The sequence below is a fragment of the Vibrio sp. OPT41 genome (assembly GCF_015163595.1).
Lineage (GTDB): Bacteria > Pseudomonadota > Gammaproteobacteria > Enterobacterales > Vibrionaceae > Vibrio > Vibrio alginolyticus.
The window spans coordinates 17,953-37,698 of the sequence record NZ_JADDYH010000074.1; the positions used below are offsets into that span (position 1 = coordinate 17,953).

General features: G+C 45.1%; 18 protein-coding genes. All 18 read right to left on the reverse strand.

The genetic code is table 11. The annotated features are described in order from the left end of the window. Position 1: 1 nt before the first annotated feature. Positions 2 to 847, reverse strand: a complete 846-nt coding sequence (locus IQP38_RS23970) for an endonuclease/exonuclease/phosphatase family protein (RefSeq protein ID WP_017636044.1) — start codon at positions 845 to 847, stop codon at positions 2 to 4. A 140-nt stretch (positions 848 to 987) separates the two neighbouring features. Then, positions 988 to 1,326, reverse strand: coding sequence for a nitrogen regulatory protein P-II (gene glnB, locus IQP38_RS23975; RefSeq protein WP_005380372.1), 339 nt, complete (start codon positions 1,324 to 1,326; stop codon positions 988 to 990). Between the two features lie 186 nt (positions 1,327 to 1,512). After that, entirely contained in the window at positions 1,513 to 1,827 is a 315-nt protein-coding gene (locus tag IQP38_RS23980) for a c-type cytochrome (protein ID WP_017636043.1), read from the reverse strand. Between the two features lie 70 nt (positions 1,828 to 1,897). Beyond that, the gene (tilS, locus tag IQP38_RS23985; RefSeq protein WP_017636042.1) at positions 1,898 to 3,208 is read right to left on the reverse strand and encodes a tRNA lysidine(34) synthetase TilS; all 1,311 of its coding nucleotides are present in this window, start codon (positions 3,206 to 3,208) and stop codon (positions 1,898 to 1,900) included. A gap of 106 nt (positions 3,209 to 3,314) precedes the next feature. Beyond that, positions 3,315 to 4,274 (reverse strand): acetyl-CoA carboxylase carboxyl transferase subunit alpha, encoded by a 960-nt coding sequence (gene accA, locus IQP38_RS23990; RefSeq protein WP_005380365.1) that lies wholly within the window; start codon positions 4,272 to 4,274, stop codon positions 3,315 to 3,317. A 46-nt stretch (positions 4,275 to 4,320) separates the two neighbouring features. After that, positions 4,321 to 7,800, reverse strand: coding sequence for a DNA polymerase III subunit alpha (gene dnaE / locus IQP38_RS23995; protein ID WP_005385364.1), 3,480 nt, complete (start codon positions 7,798 to 7,800; stop codon positions 4,321 to 4,323). An 81-nt stretch (positions 7,801 to 7,881) separates the two neighbouring features. Then, entirely contained in the window at positions 7,882 to 8,517 is a 636-nt protein-coding gene (rnhB, locus tag IQP38_RS24000) for a ribonuclease HII (protein WP_005380361.1), read from the reverse strand. Between the two features lie 9 nt (positions 8,518 to 8,526). Next, complete coding sequence (lpxB, locus tag IQP38_RS24005; protein WP_017636041.1) at positions 8,527 to 9,666, reverse strand: lipid-A-disaccharide synthase; 1,140 nt, start codon at positions 9,664 to 9,666, stop codon at positions 8,527 to 8,529. Between the two features lie 119 nt (positions 9,667 to 9,785). After that, positions 9,786 to 10,574 (reverse strand): acyl-ACP--UDP-N-acetylglucosamine O-acyltransferase, encoded by a 789-nt coding sequence (lpxA, locus tag IQP38_RS24010; RefSeq protein ID WP_005380357.1) that lies wholly within the window; start codon positions 10,572 to 10,574, stop codon positions 9,786 to 9,788. Between the two features lies 1 nt (position 10,575). Beyond that, positions 10,576 to 11,028 (reverse strand): 3-hydroxyacyl-ACP dehydratase FabZ, encoded by a 453-nt coding sequence (gene fabZ, locus IQP38_RS24015; protein WP_005380349.1) that lies wholly within the window; start codon positions 11,026 to 11,028, stop codon positions 10,576 to 10,578. Between the two features lie 232 nt (positions 11,029 to 11,260). Continuing rightward, positions 11,261 to 12,292 (reverse strand): UDP-3-O-(3-hydroxymyristoyl)glucosamine N-acyltransferase, encoded by a 1,032-nt coding sequence (gene lpxD / locus IQP38_RS24020; RefSeq protein WP_054576287.1) that lies wholly within the window; start codon positions 12,290 to 12,292, stop codon positions 11,261 to 11,263. A 6-nt stretch (positions 12,293 to 12,298) separates the two neighbouring features. Beyond that, positions 12,299 to 12,808 carry an OmpH family outer membrane protein gene (locus tag IQP38_RS24025; RefSeq protein ID WP_005391804.1) on the reverse strand — a complete coding sequence of 170 codons (510 nt, stop codon included), beginning with the start codon at positions 12,806 to 12,808 and terminating at the stop codon, positions 12,299 to 12,301. A 13-nt stretch (positions 12,809 to 12,821) separates the two neighbouring features. Next, entirely contained in the window at positions 12,822 to 15,236 is a 2,415-nt protein-coding gene (gene bamA / locus IQP38_RS24030) for an outer membrane protein assembly factor BamA (RefSeq protein ID WP_005391802.1), read from the reverse strand. Positions 15,237 to 15,280: 44 nt separating this feature from the next. Then, a complete protein-coding gene (gene rseP / locus IQP38_RS24035; RefSeq protein ID WP_005380334.1) occupies positions 15,281 to 16,639 on the reverse strand; it encodes a sigma E protease regulator RseP in 1,359 nt (452 codons plus the stop codon). Further along, positions 16,639 to 17,844 (reverse strand): 1-deoxy-D-xylulose-5-phosphate reductoisomerase, encoded by a 1,206-nt coding sequence (gene ispC, locus IQP38_RS24040; protein WP_054576288.1) that lies wholly within the window; start codon positions 17,842 to 17,844, stop codon positions 16,639 to 16,641. Before ispC ends, rseP begins: the two co-directional genes overlap by 1 nt. Positions 17,845 to 17,894: 50 nt before the next feature. Beyond that, entirely contained in the window at positions 17,895 to 18,737 is an 843-nt protein-coding gene (locus tag IQP38_RS24045; protein ID WP_005385351.1) for a phosphatidate cytidylyltransferase, read from the reverse strand. Positions 18,738 to 18,749: 12 nt separating this feature from the next. Beyond that, positions 18,750 to 19,505 carry an isoprenyl transferase gene (locus IQP38_RS24050; RefSeq protein ID WP_005380331.1) on the reverse strand — a complete coding sequence of 252 codons (756 nt, stop codon included), beginning with the start codon at positions 19,503 to 19,505 and terminating at the stop codon, positions 18,750 to 18,752. A gap of 96 nt (positions 19,506 to 19,601) precedes the next feature. Beyond that, positions 19,602 to 19,746: ribosome recycling factor (locus IQP38_RS26805; RefSeq protein ID WP_228010186.1), on the reverse strand; the 145-nt coding region annotated here is incomplete at its 5' end.

Below are 19,746 nucleotides of genomic sequence, written 5' to 3' on the forward strand. Positions count from 1 at the left end.
GCTAGTTATTTAACGTAAATGACAATAACAATGGGTTATGATCGGAAGCGTCGCTCTGCGGCGCTTTTGCGTACTTAAGCGTCAGACCTCGGTAAAACACATGGTCCAGTGGTAACCCTGTTATAAATTGGACTCGATGATCCGGCAAGAACGTCACCTCTTGTAAGTCCGCAGCCTTTAAGGCCTGCCTCATCGCATTAACGCGAGATTCACTCCAGCTATTGAAGTCTCCAGCAAATAGAATTGGCCCCACATGATGCTTTAAAAGCATTTCAACCGCCGTTAACTGAGATACATACTCTTTTGTACCCACGGTGAAGTTAATTGCATGTACATTCACCACTGCGAGTTTCTCGCCATTACTCAAGTGATACTGGCTATATAATGCAGACTTAGGTAAGCGAAGCCACGGCTCTTTAGAGGTGTAAGCGCAGGCTTTTTCTGGTTGCCCTTGAGCAATACTAATTACACCGGCACCGCTACCCAGCGCCTTAAAAGCACTCACTTGATTACTAACCCAGCGACCATCCACCAACCACTGTTTAAATGATGGTGTCATGCTGGCTTCTTGCAATAACAGTAACTGCTTATCAGCAGAAAACTCATCGAGTGCACGTTGCCAATTAGCCCGGTTCTGTTTGTAGATATTCCAGACAAGCACATTGATTTTGCCGTCATGATCGAGAGCTTTTGAATCGCTAAATTCGATGCACCTGATATCTTGTGTCAGCTCGGTACCTGTTTGAGTAATAATTTGCGGCTGATCTGGTACGGTGAAAATAACCTGGAAGCCAACCAATACCGCCATTACGAGAAAAGCTAACGCCAGAAAAAAACGCTTAAACATACGACAAACCTGAATGTAGGCACCCGAAATCTAGAACAACAAATCTCGGGTTAAATGATTTCACTAATAAGCAAACAACAAAAAAGGAGCCACTTGGCTCCCTTTTAGCATAATAAATACGAAACAAGTGACAAGAAACCTTAGATCGCGTCTTCGTCTTCTTCACCAGTACGAATACGAACCACACGCTCAATATCAGTGACGAATATTTTACCATCACCAATCTTACCAGTTTGCGCGGTTTCAATGATTGTCTCTACGCATTTATCAGCCACATCTTCCGTTACAACGATTTCGAGCTTCACTTTAGGTAGAAAGTCCACCATGTACTCTGCACCACGGTAAAGCTCGGTGTGACCTTTTTGGCGACCAAAGCCTTTCACTTCAGAGACGGTCATCCCTGTAATGCCAACTTCAGCTAGCGCTTCTCGAACATCATCCAGTTTAAATGGCTTGATAATCGCTTCAATTTTTTTCATGTTCATCCCTTAAGCTTCAATCGATTGCGCTTATTATCGTTTAGCGTTTCGCAACATTCAATGTTTGTCTCTGATCCACCAGCGAAAATCCAGGCTGAGCAAATTAACATAGCGAATATCGTGAGTTGATAAAACCCAATGAGGACTGCTCAATGCCCAATCGTCCAAGCTTTTTCAGACTCGCGTTTACTTCAAACTTGCGTAGTAAGCCGCTAGGTTAGCGATATCTTCATCAGACAACAATGAAGCTTGAGCTTGCATCACAGCAGCAAGCCCACCTGTTCGCTCTTTATTTTTATAAGCTTTAATTGAACTGATAATATATTGCTCATTTTGCCCTTTCAGATTTGGGTAACCCGGAATGACAGCAATACCATCAGCGCCATGACACGCCGCGCATACTCCCGACTTTGCTTGACCTGCTGCAGCATCTCCCGCAGCTAGAGCCTGCCCACTGAACATGGTTAACGCCACCATTGCACCCATGATTGTTTTCTTCATTGCTTCACCTAATCAATTATTATTTAAGGATTTTTATATTTTATAATCGACATTGTGGCATGAATTTTCATTACCTGCGCCAAATAAGTTCACAATCTTGACCATTAAACGCCTGATCAACGAACAGATCTGCCACAGCAACGACTCGGTCTTGGTACATTAAAATCGGAATTTGACGACGCAGCCAGCTTGGCACATTGTATTCTTGGAATAACTTCTTCAGTTTTCGACTGTGATTACGCGTGGTTGGATGCGCTGATAAGCCTTCCGGATTGAAGGTCACGCGAAGCAATTCTGGCTGACTCGGTAGCGCAATCGTTGCGTTACTAGAACTCGTCGTTAAGGTCAGCTCCCCGAGTCCCTCAGGCAGCGACAAAGTCGCATCAACTTGAATCGTACTTTGCCACTTAGTGACATCAGCCGTTTCCGTTACCCAATAGAGACGATTTCGAAAACGGCGCACTTCACCTTGTTTAAGTTGTAGTTTGGGGTTGGCATCTTGCTGAGCTAATGCCACTTCATTCCAGATAAGATTGAGTTGTACCTGAGTCGGCATACTAGTATTAAGCTTAGACAGCCACATACGAATCAAGCGCGCACGCGCTAATCCACTGTGCTTAGCCAGTTCTTCAATACTCAAACTTAGATCCGTTTGTAAAGCGCGTTCAAACACCGCGCTCAATAGTTCATCCAATAGCGCTTCTTGTTGAGCACATAAGTTTGCACTGCGCTGAACCGCTTGATGGATACTCGGCCAACGACCAGACAATTCAGGAATAACACAATGACGAAGAAAGTTACGATCATAACGGGTATCTTGATTGCTTTCGTCTTCCACCCACTCCAAGCCTAATTTAGTAGCGGCGTCTTCGATGGTCTTCCGCTTGATAGTAAGCAATGGTCGAACTAGAGATCCGCAAGAAAACGGCATACTCTCCGCCATCGAAGATAACCCTTTTGGCCCGCTACCGCGCTTAAGAGCAAGGAGAAAAGTCTCTATTTGATCGTCGGCATGTTGACCAGTCAACAGTATATCGCCTTCTTGAATGTACTTAGTTAAGGCTTGGTAGCGAGCTTCACGAGCAAGAAGTTCAATACTTTCACCATTGCTGATGTCTAAGCTCACTCGCTCAATCGAGCAAGATATCCCCACTTGTTGTGCCCAAAGTAAGCATTTATCGGCCCAATTATCGGCATTCGAGCTTAAACCATGGTGCACATACACAGCGTGACACTCTATCGAATGCGCTTGTTGGTAGCGACTGAGTAATTCGAGTAAAAGACGTGAATCCACTCCTCCGCTAAACGCCAAGACAACCTTAGTGCCTAATTGATAGTAGCGGCCGAGAACTTGAGCAAAATGCAGGTAAAGCGATTCCATAAACGATCCGATAGATGCAAAAAAGGGCTGGACTCTCATCCAACCCTTTCTATTTTAACTGTTATCAATTGAGATATCAGCTAACGCTTAACAGCAATCACCGAAATTAACAGTAGCCGTAGCTCATTAGGCGCTGGTAACGACGTTCACGTAGCGTCTCTTCATCCAGTTGTTCTAGATCTTCTAGCTGACGAAGTAGTGTCGCTTTCATATTCGCTGCCATTTGAACATGATCGCGATGAGCGCCGCCTAGTGGCTCTTCAATGATTTCGTCGATCAGTTCAAGCTCTTTAAGACGCGGAGCAGTTAGGCCCATTGCCTCTGCCGCTTGTGGCGCTTTGTCTGAATCACGCCATAAGATTGAAGCACAACCCTCAGGAGAAATTACTGAGTACGTAGAGTACTGAAGCATGTTCACGTAGTCGCCTACACCGATTGCTAGTGCACCACCAGAACCGCCTTCACCGACAACGTTACAGATTACTGGTACTTTAAGACCAGACATCACTTTTAGGTTTTTCGCGATAGCTTCAGATTGACCACGTTCTTCTGCGCCCACACCTGGGTATGCACCAGCCGTGTCAATAAATGTGATGATCGGCATGTTGAAACGCTCTGCCATTTCCATCAAGCGTAGAGCCTTACGGTAGCCTTCTGGTTTCGGCATACCAAAGTTACGTTTCACCTTTTCTTTGGTCTCACGACCTTTTTGGTGACCAATGATCATCACAGGGCGGCCTTCAAGGCGAGCCATGCCACCCACAATCGCTTTGTCGTCTGCAAACGCGCGGTCACCCGCTAATTCATCAAACTCCTCAAAAGCGTGTTGGATGTAATCCAGCGTGTAAGGACGTAGTGGGTGACGAGCCAGTTGAGCTGTTTCCCATGCACCTAGGTCACTGAAGGTTTTTTTCTTCAGCTCTAAGCTTTTCTTCTCAAGCTGTTCGATTTCTTTATCCAGGTCAATCGCAGAATCACCACCGTGACGAGAGACATCACGTAATGCTTCAATTTTCGCTTCTAGTTCTGCAATTGGCTTTTCAAATTCAAGAAAGTTTAGGCTCATCTATGAATCCTTGTTTACTCAGCGTCTAACATATTGCGCTGAATTTTTAGTTAAATTCGAGTTCTACCTGGCTTTTGCCAAGCAACTGTTTTAAATCGTCGAGTAATGTATCACTTGGCGTAACTCGCCACTCGGTGCCCAATGTTAACCGCGCTCTGGCGTCGGCACGCTGGTAGTATACATTGACGGGTACGGTTCCGGCTTTGTGCGGTTCTAAAATACGGCTGAACTGCTCAAAAAACTGATCGTTGATCTGATTTGCATCTATCGATACCGACAAACCACGAGCGTATTTCTCGCGCGCACTGCCGAGATCCATAACTTCACGCGCCGACATTTTAAGGCCACCGTTGAAGTCATCAAAGCTGACCTGTCCAGAAACGACCAAAATTCTGTCTTTTTCGAGAAGTTCAGCGTATCGATCCAGCGCATCTGAGAACAACATCACTTCCATGCGACCACTTCGGTCATCCAGTGTCATAATACCAATTCGTGTACCACGCTTGGTCGTCATTACACGAGCGGCAATAACCAGGCCGGCTACCGTGACAGATTGGTCGCGGCGAGTGGGCGTTGCGTCTTTTAGTCGACAACTGGTGTATTTGTTTAGTTCCTTTACGTAGGCGTTAATTGGGTGCCCTGTCAAATATAGGCCTAGGGTATCACGCTCGCCCTCTAACCACACTTTTTCTGGCCAAGGCGGAACCTGCGTATACTTATGCTCTACTTCTTCAGGCGCATCCGTTAGCACACCAAACATATCCGTTTGACCAAACGCTTCAGCTTGGTGATGTTGACTTGCTGCTTTTACCGCATCATTGAGTGACGCCATCATCGCCGCGCGGTGTGGGCCTAGTCGATCCAACGCACCCGCGTAAATCAGCTTCTCTATCACTCGTTTATTGACGCGTTTTAGATCAACTCGAGCACAGAAATCAAACAGGTCTTTAAAGTGACCACCTTTATTTCTCGCCTCAAGAATCGCATCGATAGGACCTTCACCTACCCCTTTTATCGCACCAATACCGTAAACAATTGCGCCATTTTCATCAACATTAAAGCGATATAGGCCAGAGTTGATGTCTGGTGGCAGCACGGTGAGCTTCATACGGAAACACTCATCGACCAAGCCAACGACTTTTTCCGTGTTATCCATATCGGCTGTCATTACCGCAGCCATAAATTCGGCAGGATAATGTGTTTTCAGCCAAAGAGTTTGATAAGAAACCAATGCATAAGCAGCAGAGTGCGATTTGTTAAAACCATAACCGGCGAACTTCTCTACCAAGTCGAAGATTTTCATCGCCAACTCGCCATCGATACCGTTCTTTATCGCACCTTCTTCAAAGATAGCACGTTGTTTTGCCATCTCTTCTGGCTTTTTCTTACCCATTGCACGACGAAGCATGTCCGCACCACCTAGCGTGTAACCTGCTAAGATCTGCGCAATCTGCATTACCTGCTCTTGATACAGGATGATGCCGTAGGTTGGATCAAGCGTCTCTTTTAGCGACTCGTGTTGCCACTTTTCATCTGGATAAGAGATCGCTTCTCGACCATGTTTACGGTCGATAAAGTTATCTACCATGCCCGATTGCAAAGGACCCGGACGGAAGAGTGCTACCAATGCGATGATGTCTTCGAAACAGTCTGGCTGAAGTCGTTTGATCAGCTCTTTCATGCCTCGAGATTCAAGCTGGAATACTGCTGTCGTTTCAGAGTTTTGCAACAAACGGAAAGAGGCAGGGTCTTCTAACGGTATGGATTCAATTTGAACCGGTTCTTTACCTTCTCGCTCTAGACGTGGGTTAATCAGCCCTAACGCCCAGTCAATAATGGTTAAGGTACGTAAACCCAAGAAGTCAAACTTAACTAGGCCAGCGGTCTCAACATCGTTTTTATCAAATTGAGTAACCGGGAAGTGACCTTCAGCGTCTGCATAAATTGGCGCAAAATCGGTAATTGTTGTAGGTGAAATTACAACACCACCAGCGTGTTTACCGGCGTTTCGCGTACAGCCTTCCAAAATATGACACATGTCGATGAGTTCTTTAACTTCCTCATCGGCCTCATACAATTCAGGTAGTGCAGGTTCAGCTTTAAACGCTTTATCTAGCGTCATGCCTGGATCGGGCGGGATCAGCTTTGAAATACGATCAACAAAACCAAATGGGTGGCCCAATACGCGGCCAACGTCACGGATTACCGCTTTTGCCGCCATGGTACCAAACGTGATGATCTGAGATACCGCGTCGCGACCGTACATTTCCGCAACGTGGTCAATAACCTGGTCACGTTTATCCATACAGAAATCGACGTCGAAATCGGGCATCGAAACACGTTCTGGGTTCAAGAAACGTTCGAACAGCAAGTCATATTCTAGTGGATCCAGATCGGTGATTTTTAGTGCGTAAGCCACCAAAGAACCAGCACCGGAACCACGTCCAGGACCGACAGGAATTCCATTATCTTTTGACCACTGGATGAACTCCATTACGATCAAGAAGTAACCAGGAAATCCCATTTGGTTGATAACATCTAGCTCTATCTGAAGACGTTCATCATATTCAGGGCGGCGACGTTTTCTCTCTTCCTCATCTGGAAATAGGAACTCTAAACGCTCTTCCAACCCCTCTCGGGATTTCATGACTAGGAACTCAGTCTCTTTCATCCCTTCGGTTGGGAAAGCTGGTAGGAAGTACTCACCTAAGCGCACAGTCACGTTACAACGCTTCGCTATCTCGACACTGTTTTCTAACGCTTCAGGAATATCAGCAAACAGCTCACACATTTCTTCTTCTGTACGAAGATATTGCTGCGGACTGTAGTTTTTTGGCCTACGCGGATCTTCTAATGTGTAACCATCGTGAATCGCTACGCGTATTTCATGAGCATCAAATAGGTCTGGACTCAGGAATACAACTTCATTGGTCGCCACTACTGGCAAGTCCTGCTGCTCTGCCAATTCAACCGCAAAGTGAAGATAAGTTTCTTCATCTGGACGACCGGTACGAAGTAGCTCAAGATAAAAGCGATCTGGAAAATGCTGTTTATAGAAATCAACACACCCTTGCACTATTTGACGGTTGCCTTTCAAAAGGCCGCGACCAATTTCCCCGCTTTTACCGCCGGATAATACAATCAGGCCTTCAGACATTTCAGCCAACCAGGCTTTGTCAATCACTGGGTGGTGTTGAACATGTCCACGTAAGTACGCTTTTGATATCAATAACGTCAGGTTCTTATAACCTACATTATCCGCCGCAAGCAAAGTCACTTGTGTCAGCTCTTCACCAAACTCGTCCGACTGCATTTTAAAGTCAGCACCAATGATCGGTTTAACACCACTGCCATGTGCTGTACCGTAAAACTTCACCAAACCACATAGGTTGGTAAAGTCGGTCAACGCCATTGCGGGCATACCGAGCTCAGCAACTTTCTTTACGATTGGCGGAACTTTGTTGAGACCATCCACCATCGAGAAGTCACTATGAACACGCAGGTGGATGAATTTGGGATCTGACATTAACAGGTACCGTGTAACTCTATTTTGTTGGGGATTCTAACCTAAAGAGGTTGGGTTTATAACACCAATTAGATCGTTTGATTATTCTATGCCTAACGCTTTTTTTACTGGCTTGAAACTCTTGCGGTGTTCACTGATCACTCCGTGTTGCTCAATCGCTTCAAAGTGCGCTTTAGTTGGGTAACCTTTGTGCTTCGCGAAGCCAAACTGTGGATGAAGTTTATCCAACTCTTCCATCTCTTGGTCACGCACGACTTTGGCAATAATTGAAGCCGCACTGATTTCGGCAACACGTAGATCGCCTTTTACTACAGCTTGAGCATCCATAGGCAGCTCCGGACAACGGTTACCATCAATCAACACCAAATCAGGTTGAACCTGTAACCCCGCCACTGCACGCTGCATCGCAACCATAGTCGCCTGCAAAATATTCAGTTGATCGATTTCTTCAGGAGAACAACGCCCGACCGCCCACGCCAATGCTTTTTCTTTGATTTCAGGAAGCAGCGCCATGCGTTTCTTTTCGGTCAATTTTTTCGAATCGTTCAACCCTTCAATAGGATTGTTAGGATCAAGGATAACCGCAGCGGTGACGACGTCTCCTACCAAAGGGCCACGTCCTACCTCGTCGACTCCGGCCACAAGCTGATAACCTTGCGGATATTCAAACGGAGGGAGTTCAACTTTGGTTTTGGTCGCTTTTGGTTTAACAGCCATGATAAATCTCTATTTTTCAATCAGTTTTAGAACCGCGTTTGCGGCTTGTTGATCCGCATCTTTACGAATCCAATGATGCATTTCCGTAAACTTATCTAACATCGGTTTATTATCGCTTTCCAATAAGCGAGAAACCTCAGTAAACAAATTGTCTGGTGTGCACTCATCTTGTAGATATTCTTTGACGAGCTCATCATCCGCCAAGATATTCGGCAATGACACATACTTCGTTTTCAATAGACGTTTAGCTAAAAAAGCAGTAAATGCATTCACACGATAACCCACCACCATTGGACGCTTGAGAAGCATACACTCCAACGCTACGGTACCGGAGGCCAACATCACGGCATCGGATGCGGTGATGACGTTGCGTGCGGTGTCATCAACTAACTTGAAGTCCAACTCTGGCGCTAGCTCTTTCCATGCTTGTTCAAACTGCTCACGGCGTTTTTGATTAACAAGCGCGACAACAAACCCCAGTTCTGGAAATTTTTTATGGAGTAACTTGCAGGTTTCAATAAATGGCTCTGAGAGCATTTTTAACTCGCTACCACGACTGCCTGGCAGGACAGCAAGCCACTTTTTATCTTGTTCTAAACCAAGCAACTCACGTGCAGGCGCTTGTTCTGATTCTAGTGGGATGGCATCAGCCAAGGTATGACCAATGAACTCGCAAGGTACATTAAATTTGTCGTAGAACGCTTTCTCAAACGGAAGAAATGCTAGCACCAAGTTCGTTGCCGCTTCTATTTTAAAGATGCGCTTCTGACGCCAAGCCCAAACAGACGGACTCACGTAATGAACGGTTTTAATGCCCGCTTGCTTGAGGTCAAGCTCCAGGCGTAAGTTGAAGTCAGGAGCATCGATCCCGATGAAAACATCAGGCGGATTCTGAGTAAAATACTGAACGAGCTCAGCTTTCACTTTAAGAAGTCTCGGTAAGCGGCCTAAAACCTCGACTAATCCCATCACCGCAAGCTCTTCCATATCAAACAGAGACTCGCAACCTTGGGCTATCATTTTCGGACCACCAATGCCTACGAACTCTGCGTCTGGATATTGTTGCTTTACTGCTTTGATAAAGCCTTCACCTAGCGTATCGCCAGACAATTCTCCGGCAATGATGCCAATACGTAATGGTCTTTCCATATCTACTTCGCTATTTTTCCTGTGCGCTATGGATAACGGTTTGCCTTATCCATAAAACACAAAAAGATCGTAACCTCAAATTTGGTCACGATCTTTTTATTTATTGGTTCATTCGCCAATTAACGAATAATGCCACGTTCCGTCGTTTCCAGAATATCTGAGAAACGCTTCACAGCCGGCCACTCTTGAGCCATTTCAGCCAGAATAGGCTTCACTTCTTCTAGCGTCTTACCTGAACGGTAGATTTCTTTATACGCTTTTTGTAGCGCACGAATCTCTGGTTTCTCAAAGCCATTACGCTTCAAGCCAACAAGGTTCAAGCCGAATGGAGTAGCGTGGTTACCTTGCGCGAGTACATAAGCTGGGACATCTTGCACCACAGCTGAACAGCCGCCAATGTAAGCGTAAGCGCCCACTGTACAAAACGGATGAATCGCAGACAGTGCCATCACACCGGCATAATCATCAACAGTAACGTGACCACCAAGAATCGAGTTATTACCGATATGAGTGTGGTTACCAATAACAACATCATGCGCAACGTGTGCATTCACACACAATAAGTTGTCATCACCAATGATCGTGGTTGCTTTGTCCTGCACTGTGCCGCGGTGAACTTGGACCGCTTCACGAATGACGTTACGGTCACCGATAACCACAGTTGTGTCTTCACCACCGTATTTTTTGTCTTGGTTTTCTTCGCCGATGACAGCATGTGGGAAAATACGGTTATCTTTGCCAATAGTCGTGTGACCTTTGATCACAACGTGAGACATCACTTCTGTGCCTTCACCAATTTCAACCGTAGAGGTGATGTACGTAAAAGGACCTACTGTTACGTTAGCACCAATTTTGGCGCCCTCTTCTACCACCGCTGCCGGGTGGATTTTAGCGGTTTCATGAATCATATTAAAACTCTCGACGAGCACACTTCAGTTCTGCAGAACATACCACTTCGCCGTCAACTTTTGCTACACCGCTAAATGCAGCAATGCCGCGACGTTCTTTCAGAAATTCTACCTCAATAACCAATTGGTCGCCCGGAACCACTGGTTTACGGAATTTCGCGCCGTCTACGCTTGCAAAGTAGTACAGTTCATTTTCTGTTGGTGCACCAAATGATTTAAATGCAAGTAAGCCTGTTGCCTGAGCCATTGCTTCTAAAATCAAAACACCTGGGAATACTGGTAGTTGAGGAAAGTGACCTGTGAACTGAGGTTCGTTAACCGACACGTTTTTAATCGCGTGAAGGTACTTCTCTTCTTGGAAGTCTATCACTCGGTCGATCAATAAGAATGGGTAGCGATGAGGTAGTAGCTCTTGAATTTCAGAGATGTTCATCGTTTTCTTTTCAGTAGTCAAAGTCGTCTTCCTATATCAATTTTTTGCCGCCAAGATGGCAAACGTGGCAACAGGTCGTAAAGCCGAATCGCTTTGCAATATACTAGCAAAATACGCACCATCTTGGAGTTAAATCTACTTAGAGCGCGTCATTATAGAAGAAAAAGACCCGCATTTCGCGAGTCTTCGTACAGAATATGGAACTAGAGCCTGTTAGCTTTCACGTTAAATACAGAGCGAAAGATAACTTGTTCTAAATTTCTTCTTTCTGTTCCAGCTGTTTTTCAACCGCTTTTAGGCGCTTATTCATCTCATCAATACGGTGAACTCGAGTTGCAGTTTTACGCCACTCTCTGTTCGTTTGTAGTGGAATACCTGATGAGTAAAGGCCTTTTTCTTCGATACTGCGCATTACCATGCCCATACCTGTAATCGCCACACCATCTGCGATAGTGATATGGCCATTCAGAACAGACGCGCCGCCAATCTGGCAGTACTTACCAATTTTTGTACTGCCCGCGACAATAGTACCACCAGGCATCACGGTACCATATCCGATCTGCACGTTGTGCGCGATTTGAAGTTGGTTATCCAGAATGACATTGTCTTCAATGATAGTATCTTCGAGTGCACCGCGGTCAATCGTAGTACAAGCACCAATCTCAACGCGGTTACCGATACGCACTGAACCAAGCTGAGGAATTTTGATCCACTCGCCTTTGTCATTCGCATAACCGAAGCCATCAGAGCCAATGACGGTACCCGATTGAACGAGACAGTCATCACCCAATGACACTTCATGATAGATAGTGACATTAGCCCAAAGCTTGGTGTTATTCCCTAGTTTGGCGTTCTTACCGATAAAACAACCAGCGCCAACGCTTACGTTATCGCCGAGTTCTACGCCCGTTTCAATCACAGCGTTAGCGCCGATTGTAACGTTCTCACCCATCTTAACGTCGCCGGCAATCACAGCACTTGGTGCAATATCGTCTGCCGGTGTTGGTGTGGTATCCATCGCTTGGACCACACGAGCAAATGCGACATAAGGGTCTGAAACCACTAGCGCATTTCCAACGCATTGATCTTTATGCTCAGCCTTTACCATAACAACGGTAGCTTGGCACTCAGAAAGGTGTTTTGCGTATTTTGGGTTAGACAAGAAGGTTACGTCACCTTCTTGTGCTTTATCCATTGGGGCAACACGGCTTACAACGAGAGACTCGTCACCAAACAGCTCACCCCCGGTAATTGTCGCCAATTCGGCTAATGTTAATGTCTTCATAACTTCTTATTTTAGAGCTTTAATTACGTCTTCAGAAATATTGTATTCTGGCTTGCCGTACTGCAAAGCAGAGATATCAATCACAAGATCGTAACCATTTTTGTCTGCGACTTTCTTAACTGCATCTTGAATCGTTTTGAAAAGCTTCGCTTTTTCTTCAGCTTCACGACGCGCACTTGCTTTTTCAAGTGCTTGTGCTTTCACTTTGTACTCGCTGTCTAGCTTCGCGATATCGATACGTAGCTTTTCAACTTCGTCTTGACCCAAAAGCTCGCCGTCACGTTGTAGCTTCTCAATCTTTGTTTTAGCTTGTGCTTGGATTGACTTCAGTTCATCAGCTTTGCTTTTGAAGTCTTTCTGCATTTTTTGTAGTACAACTTCACGTTGAGGAAGAGCTTGAAAAACTTGAGCTGTATTTACGTAAGCAATTTTCTGTGCAGCTTCTGCCGCATTTGCAAACATTGAAGAGCTCAGTACAAGAAGGCCAATCCCAGCCGCTTTGATCATTTTATTCAAAATATTTTCCTCTTTAGAAAGTTCTACCGATAGTGAATGTGAAGAACTCTTCATCATCGCCATCAAATTTCTTAATTGGTTTCGCTAGTGAGAATACTAGTGGCCCCATTGGAGACATCCACTGCAACGCCGCACCGTAAGAAGAGCGGTAGTTGGTTGGATCTGAGTAATCGTAGTAGTAACGGTCACCATATTCCGCACCTGAATCGCGGTAGTCAAACTCCGTATCCCAAACACTTGCCATATCAAAGAAGATACTGGTACGAATTTGGTTTTGTACTTCTTCTGATGCAAATGGTGTTGGGACAATCAACTCAACACTTGCTAGCGCTACGGCGTTACCACCAACAGAGTCATCTGTTGCTGTATCTGCGCCATTGTTTGAACCAGATGTATCACGGTAAACCGCTTTAGGACCAACAGAGTTTGAGCCAAAGCCACGAAGCGATGTAAAGCCACCTGCGTAGTAGTTTTCGTAGAATGGGAACAAGTTATCGTTACCATCCGTTTGACCGTAACCATTACCGTAACCTAAGCGGCCACGGAACAAGAGGGTAAACTCGTGCTTTTTAGTCAATGGCACATACTGGCGAACATCGTACTGCATTTTGAAGTATTGAACGTCAGAGCCAGGTACGGTCATTTTATAGAATGCTCGCTGATGGTTACCTGCCGTTGGGAAGTAACCACGGTTTAAGTTATTACGTGTCCAAGAGATATTGAAGTCGAAGTCGTTTGTGTTCAACGCTCCACTAGAATCAATGTTGTCTGCTTGTGCTCGTAAGAACTGCTCTACCTGCAAGTAAGGCGATAAGTTACCGATCTTGTTGTGCGTATAACCGACACCGAATTCAAAACGGTTCAACTCATCGAATGGGAAGCCCCACGTTAAGCTCGCGCCATAGCTTTCGTTGGTATAGTCAACGATATTGGCTTCTTTAGCTTCAAATTCGTTATAGAAAACCTTACCACCTAAGCTTACACCGTCTAAGTTCCAGTACGGATCACGGTAATCTAGACTGATGTTTTTCTGGTAGTCATTCATCATCGCGTTGATACCAACACGGTTACCGCTACCAATAAAGTTATCTTGTTGCAGGCCAACCTGGAAGCTCACACCCGATTCTGTACCGTAGCCAACACCGAAGTTAACGCTACCAGAGTTCGCTTCTTTGACAGAGTAAACTAGGTCAACTTGATCATCACTACCAGGAACTCGAACCGTCTGTACTTCAACATTTTCAAAGTAGCCCAAACGATTTAGACGAGTTTTACCCGTTTCAATCGATTTCGAGTTCAACCAACTGCCTTCCATCTGACGCATTTCACGACGAAGGACTTCATCTTTGGTTGAGTTATTACCCGTGAAGCGAATATCACGAACATAAATTCGGTTACCCGGGTCTACGTTAACGACCAAAGAAACTTCTTGATTCTCGTCGTCAAACTCTGGAATGGTATTCACTTGAGGATAAGCATAACCGGACTCACCAAGCACACGCTTAATCCCTTCTTCCATTGAAGTAACCAACGAGCCGTTGTATGTCTCATTGTCTTCAAATGGCACAAGTCTTTCGAACGTCGCTTCCTCGCCAATCAAATCACCACGGAACTTCACGTCCTTAACGGTGTAAACCTCGCCCTCTTCTAGACCAAGAGTAATGTATACCCCTTTCTTGTCAGGAGAGATTGCAACTTGTGTCGAATCAACGTTAAATTTTAAGTAACCACGATCCAGGTAGAATGATTTGAGTGCTTCAATATCGCCTGCAAGAACTTGCTTTTGATACTTTTCATCAGAAAGGAAATTCCACCACGGCACATCAACATTTAAGTTAAAGCGCGAAAGCAGTTCTTCATCACTGAACACTTCATTACCGATAAAGTTGATTTGCTGAATTTTTGCCGACACACCTTCAGTAAAGACAAACTTAAGATCAGAACGATTACGTGGTAGTGGAGTCACCACCGCTTTTACTGTTGCGTTGTATTTACCTACGCTGTAGTAAAAGTCTTCTAAGCCTTTTTCAATGTTGCTTAGCGTGGTGCGGTCAAGCGCTTCACCTTCACGAACGCCAGACGCGTTCAGGTTTTCTTGTAGCTGCTCGTCCTTGATTGCTTTGTTACCTGAAAAAGAGATGCTTGCAATGGTAGGACGTTCTTTGACTTGAACCATCAGAACACCACCGTCACGCAACACTTTCACATCTTCAAAGTTACCAGATGCATACAGGGCGCGGATAATTTCTGCAACATCGCCTTGGCCAATGGTATCACCGACACGTACAGGCATTTTCAACAATGCAGCACCCAGTGCTACACGTTGCAATCCATCGATTTCAATATCTTGAACTACGAAGTTCTCTGCTCCATTTGCAGATACACTGGTCGCCAGTAAACTTGCAAATAGAATTCGCTTAATCGCCATACTTGTTCTAATTATTCCTTGCTACTGCTTTTGTCTCTGAACTATCACAGACGAGTAAAATCATTAAATAGCGCTAACGCCATGAGCGAGAAGATAATCGCACCACCAATTCTAAAGCCCATTTCCTGCACTTTCTCAGGAACAGGACGTCGAATGACTGCTTCAATTGCAAAAAACAACAAATGACCGCCATCCAACATTGGTAAAGGAACGAGGTTAATAATACCTAGGTTAACACTAATTAGAGCGAGAAAACCTAAAAAGTAGACCAAACCATAATCTGCTGTCGCGCCTGCGCCTTTGGCTATTGATATTGGTCCACTCAGATTATTCAGACCAACGTCTCCAACAATAAGCTTCTTAAGCATGCTGATTGTCAAACCAATGACTTGGCCAGTTTTGTCTACTGCTTTACCTATTGACTCGAATACACCAAACTGAAGATCGAAGCGATAACTTTCTGGCCATTCTGCGACTTTAGGTGCAATACCTGCAAAACCAACGACTTCTTTGTTAGCTAGCTCACGGCTACCGGGCGTCAGCGTCAATGTTTGCTCATAACCCTGACGTAACACCGTCAATTCAAGCGGTGTATCAGGATTAGAACGAACCGCTTCAACCACTTGCTTCCATTCGGTCACGCGTTGTTGACCAATTGCGACAACCTCATCACCTGGAAGCACACCGGCTTTTTCCGCCGCTCCACCTTGCGAGACCTGCTCGATAACTCGATACACCTCCGGTGTATACGGAGCAAAACCTAACGACTGCATCGCTGACTGAGTTTCTGGGTCGAACTTCCACTCACGTAAATCGAGCGTTTTCGTTACTTCTGAACCAACTTCATTCGCTGACGTTAGTGTTACCGTCATCAAATCATCGCCAATATGAGAAATCAATCCCATATTTACTGATTCCCAATCCGGAGTTTTGATACCAGATATCGATTTAAGTTCCATTCCAGATTCAATTCCAGCTTCCGCAACAATCGAATTGGGCGTAACTTCACCAATTACAGGCTTAACAGCAGGGATGCCAATTAGAAATACCAGCCAATAGGCAAAAATTGCGAAAAGAAAATTAAAGATGGGGCCAGCCGCAACAATAGAGGTTCGCTTCCATAACGGCTTCTTATCAAACGCTAAGTGCTTCTCATGTTCTGGCACCTCATCGACACGGCTATCAACCATTTTCACATAGCCGCCGAGAGGGATCATTGAGATGCTGTACTCCGTTCCGTCTTTGCCTACTTTACTCCAAATAGACTTGCCGAAACCGATTGAAAACTTTTCAACTTTAACGCCGCAACGGCGAGCAACCCAAAAATGCCCAAATTCGTGCACGGCAACAAGAATGCCCAGTGCGACGATAAAAGAAATGAGATTCCACAATATACCAGTCATCAGCTACGCTCGCGTATGGTTTCTAGGGCAATAGTTCGTGCCATTCTATCTAGCTCGAGCAAGCTTTCCAAGCTATTCGCATTCTCAGCTTTGCAGCTTGCGTTGATTTTATTCAACACAGACTCATTGATGCGAGCAATATCGGTAAAACCTAGTCTGTTATTTAAAAATGCATCAACAGCGACTTCATTAGCTGCATTCAATGCCGTTGTTGCGTGTTGACCTTCATAACAAGCATCAATTGCGAGTTTTAAACATGGGTAACGAGCAAAGTCAGGCTGCAAAAACGTCAGCTCACCAACTTTCGTGAAGTCTAGCGGCTTAACCCCAGCTTCTACTCTTGACGGGTATGACATGGTGAGCGCAATTGGCGTCGCCATATCCGCTTCTCCCATTTGTGCCAAGACCGAACCATCACGATACTGAACCATAGAATGAATCACAGATTGAGGATGAATAACCACCTTCAGTTGTTCGCGAGCAGCATTAAATAGCCACTTAGCTTCGATATACTCAAGGCCTTTATTCATCATCGTGGCAGAATCAACAGAAATTTTTGGCCCCATCGACCAGTTTGGATGAGCGATCGCCTGAGCGGGTGTCACCTGCTCCAGTTCTGCGATGTCAGTGTAACGGAAAGGACCACCAGATCCAGTCAACAAAATATGAGAAATGCCATGTTCTTGTAAATTGCAACGACCTAGATTGGTTTGTACTTGCTGTGGTAAACATTGGAAAATGGCGTTGTGTTCACTGTCGACGGGAAGTAGCTCTGCGCTAAATTCTTCTACAGCATCAATAAATAGCTGGCCTGACATTACAAGTGCTTCTTTATTTGCCAACAAGACTCGCTTACCTGCTTTCACGGCAGCCATGGTAGGCAATAAGCCAGCGGCTCCTACAATAGCAGCCATTACACTGTCGACCTCGTCCAGCGAAGCTATATGACATAGCGCATCAGTACCACCTAGCACTTCGGTACCTGGCGAAACCGAGTGTAGCTCAGCTTGAAGTTGAGACACCGCAGCTTTATCTGCCATGACCGCATATTTAGGTTGCCACTGACGACATAGACCGATCATCTTTTCAACGTTAGTGCTTGCCGCTAAGGCAACGACAGAAAACAGATCTGGGTTTTGTTCGACCACTTTAAGCGTGCTTGCACCAATTGATCCAGTAGCACCAAGAATCGTTAACTTTTGCATGTTGTAAGACCGTTAGAAAGCTCAGGAGCGACGACGCCGCTCCTGATAAATTAGAATACGTAGTAAAGAAGAGCAAAAACTGGGAATGCTGCGGTTAGGCTGTCGATACGATCTAGCACACCACCGTGCCCTGGGATAATGTTACTGCTGTCTTTAATGCCTGAGACACGTTTGAACATACTTTCAACCAGATCACCAAGCACTGAAATAACGACAGTAACCAGCGTAATCAGCACCATATGGACAGGGCTAGTGAACTGGATATCGAACCAATCAGCAAATGCCCACGCTACGATTAATGCCGTGATAATGCCACCAATTAGCCCTTCAATGGTTTTATTGGGGCTTACATGAGGAGCCATCTTACGTTTGCCTAAGCTTTTGCCTGCAAAGTAGGCGCCGCTATCTGCAGCCCATACCAAGAAACAAACGTACAACACAAGCTTTGCGCCGTGGTATGGATCTACAGTGATGTCATACGCTCTGAGAATAATCACACTCCAAAGGAATGGGATTAATGTCAGAAAACCAAATACATGACGTAAAACAAAATTACTTTGCCAAGATTTCGTCGTTTTGGGGTAAGTAATCGCCATTAAGCTAGCAATAATCCACCAAACAAAACCAATACCCAAGACGACATAATGAGGTGTCGTTAAGTGATTGAGGCTATATGCATCAGGCGAGATGTATAGAAAACTAAGTCCGGTAATAATGATTGCCGGCACAAGGGCAGCAATGCGAGAGTTGCTTCCTGTAAACTGAGTCCACTCCCAAAAACCTAATAGCGTTATTGCAGTTAAAGCGGCAATAAAGCCCATTAGCGGTAATTTAAAAATGCCTAAAATAACCAGGGGAGCTAAAATTAGTGCTGTTATTATTCTCTGTTTCAAACTAACTAGTCCTTATTGAGCTGCCATCAATGCCTTTATTTGTTCACCTGTACAGCCAAAACGACGTTCTCGGTTGATAAACCAAGTTACAGCTTCTACCAAACTGTCTTCATCGAATTCTGGCCAGTACTCTGGTGTAAAGTACATTTCTGCATAAGCCATTTGCCACAACATAAAGTTGCTGATGCGGCACTCTCCACTGGTGCGAATTAAAAGATCCACTTCCGGTAGGTCTGCCATGGTCAAATGCTCAGTGATTAGCTGCTCATTGATATCCTCTACACGAATTTCACCGTTACGTGCTTTTAGCGCTAACGTTTTAGCAGCTTCTGTGATGTCCCATTTACCACCATAGTTGGCTGCAATGTTGATCACCATACCCGTGTTATCTGCCGTTAGGTTTTCTGCTTCTACAATTTTCTTTTGTAGACGCTCACTAAATCGACTGGTATCACCGATCACGCGCAACCGTAAATTATTTTTGTGTAGTTTTTTTACTTCACTAGACAGGACCGTGATAAACAGTTCCATCAAAAGACCCACTTCTTCCTCCGGACGACGCCAGTTTTCACTACTAAAAGCAAACAGCGTCATGGCTCTAATGCCTAGTTTTGAAGCAGCAGCCACGGTCTTACGAACGGCACTAACGCCTTTTTTATGACCAAATACGCGAGGTTTTCCTTTGGACTTAGCCCAACGGCCATTACCGTCCATAATGATGGCAATATGCTTAGGAAGGGAATCAGAGAAGGCTTGAGAATTTTGCATAGGGAGTTAATTGAGTTCCATCAGTTGGATAGACTAACATAAAAAAACGCTGAGCTGTGAGCACAGCGTTTTCCAACAGTGATGTGTGTGGGAGTATTAAACTTCCATCAACTCTTTTTCTTTTGCAGCAAGAACTTCATCGATCTTCTTAACTGCAACGTCAGTTAGCTTTTGAATTTCGTCTTGTGCTTTACGGTCTTCATCTTCAGAGATTTCTTTATCTTTTAGAAGCGCTTTAAGA

What these genes read in the sequence shown, in the direction of transcription:
- IQP38_RS23970 (WP_017636044.1), bottom strand. Translation starts at nt 847, where the DNA reads ATGTTTAAGCGTTTTTTTCTGGCGTTAGCTTTTCTCGTAATGGCGGTA.
- glnB (WP_005380372.1), bottom strand. Translation starts at nt 1,326, where the DNA reads ATGAAAAAAATTGAAGCGATTATCAAGCCATTTAAACTGGATGATGTT.
- IQP38_RS23980 (WP_017636043.1), bottom strand. Translation starts at nt 1,827, where the DNA reads ATGAAGAAAACAATCATGGGTGCAATGGTGGCGTTAACCATGTTCAGT.
- tilS (WP_017636042.1), bottom strand. Translation starts at nt 3,208, where the DNA reads ATGGAATCGCTTTACCTGCATTTTGCTCAAGTTCTCGGCCGCTACTAT.
- accA (WP_005380365.1), bottom strand. Translation starts at nt 4,274, where the DNA reads ATGAGCCTAAACTTTCTTGAATTTGAAAAGCCAATTGCAGAACTAGAA.
- dnaE (WP_005385364.1), bottom strand. Translation starts at nt 7,800, where the DNA reads ATGTCAGATCCCAAATTCATCCACCTGCGTGTTCATAGTGACTTCTCG.
- rnhB (WP_005380361.1), bottom strand. Translation starts at nt 8,517, where the DNA reads ATGGCTGTTAAACCAAAAGCGACCAAAACCAAAGTTGAACTCCCTCCG.
- lpxB (WP_017636041.1), bottom strand. Translation starts at nt 9,666, where the DNA reads ATGGAAAGACCATTACGTATTGGCATCATTGCCGGAGAATTGTCTGGC.
- lpxA (WP_005380357.1), bottom strand. Translation starts at nt 10,574, where the DNA reads ATGATTCATGAAACCGCTAAAATCCACCCGGCAGCGGTGGTAGAAGAG.
- lpxD (WP_054576287.1), bottom strand. Translation starts at nt 12,292, where the DNA reads ATGAAGACATTAACATTAGCCGAATTGGCGACAATTACCGGGGGTGAG.
- bamA (WP_005391802.1), bottom strand. Translation starts at nt 15,236, where the DNA reads ATGGCGATTAAGCGAATTCTATTTGCAAGTTTACTGGCGACCAGTGTA.
- rseP (WP_005380334.1), bottom strand. Translation starts at nt 16,639, where the DNA reads ATGACTGGTATATTGTGGAATCTCATTTCTTTTATCGTCGCACTGGGC.
- ispC (WP_054576288.1), bottom strand. Translation starts at nt 17,844, where the DNA reads ATGCAAAAGTTAACGATTCTTGGTGCTACTGGATCAATTGGTGCAAGC.
- IQP38_RS24050 (WP_005380331.1), bottom strand. Translation starts at nt 19,505, where the DNA reads ATGCAAAATTCTCAAGCCTTCTCTGATTCCCTTCCTAAGCATATTGCC.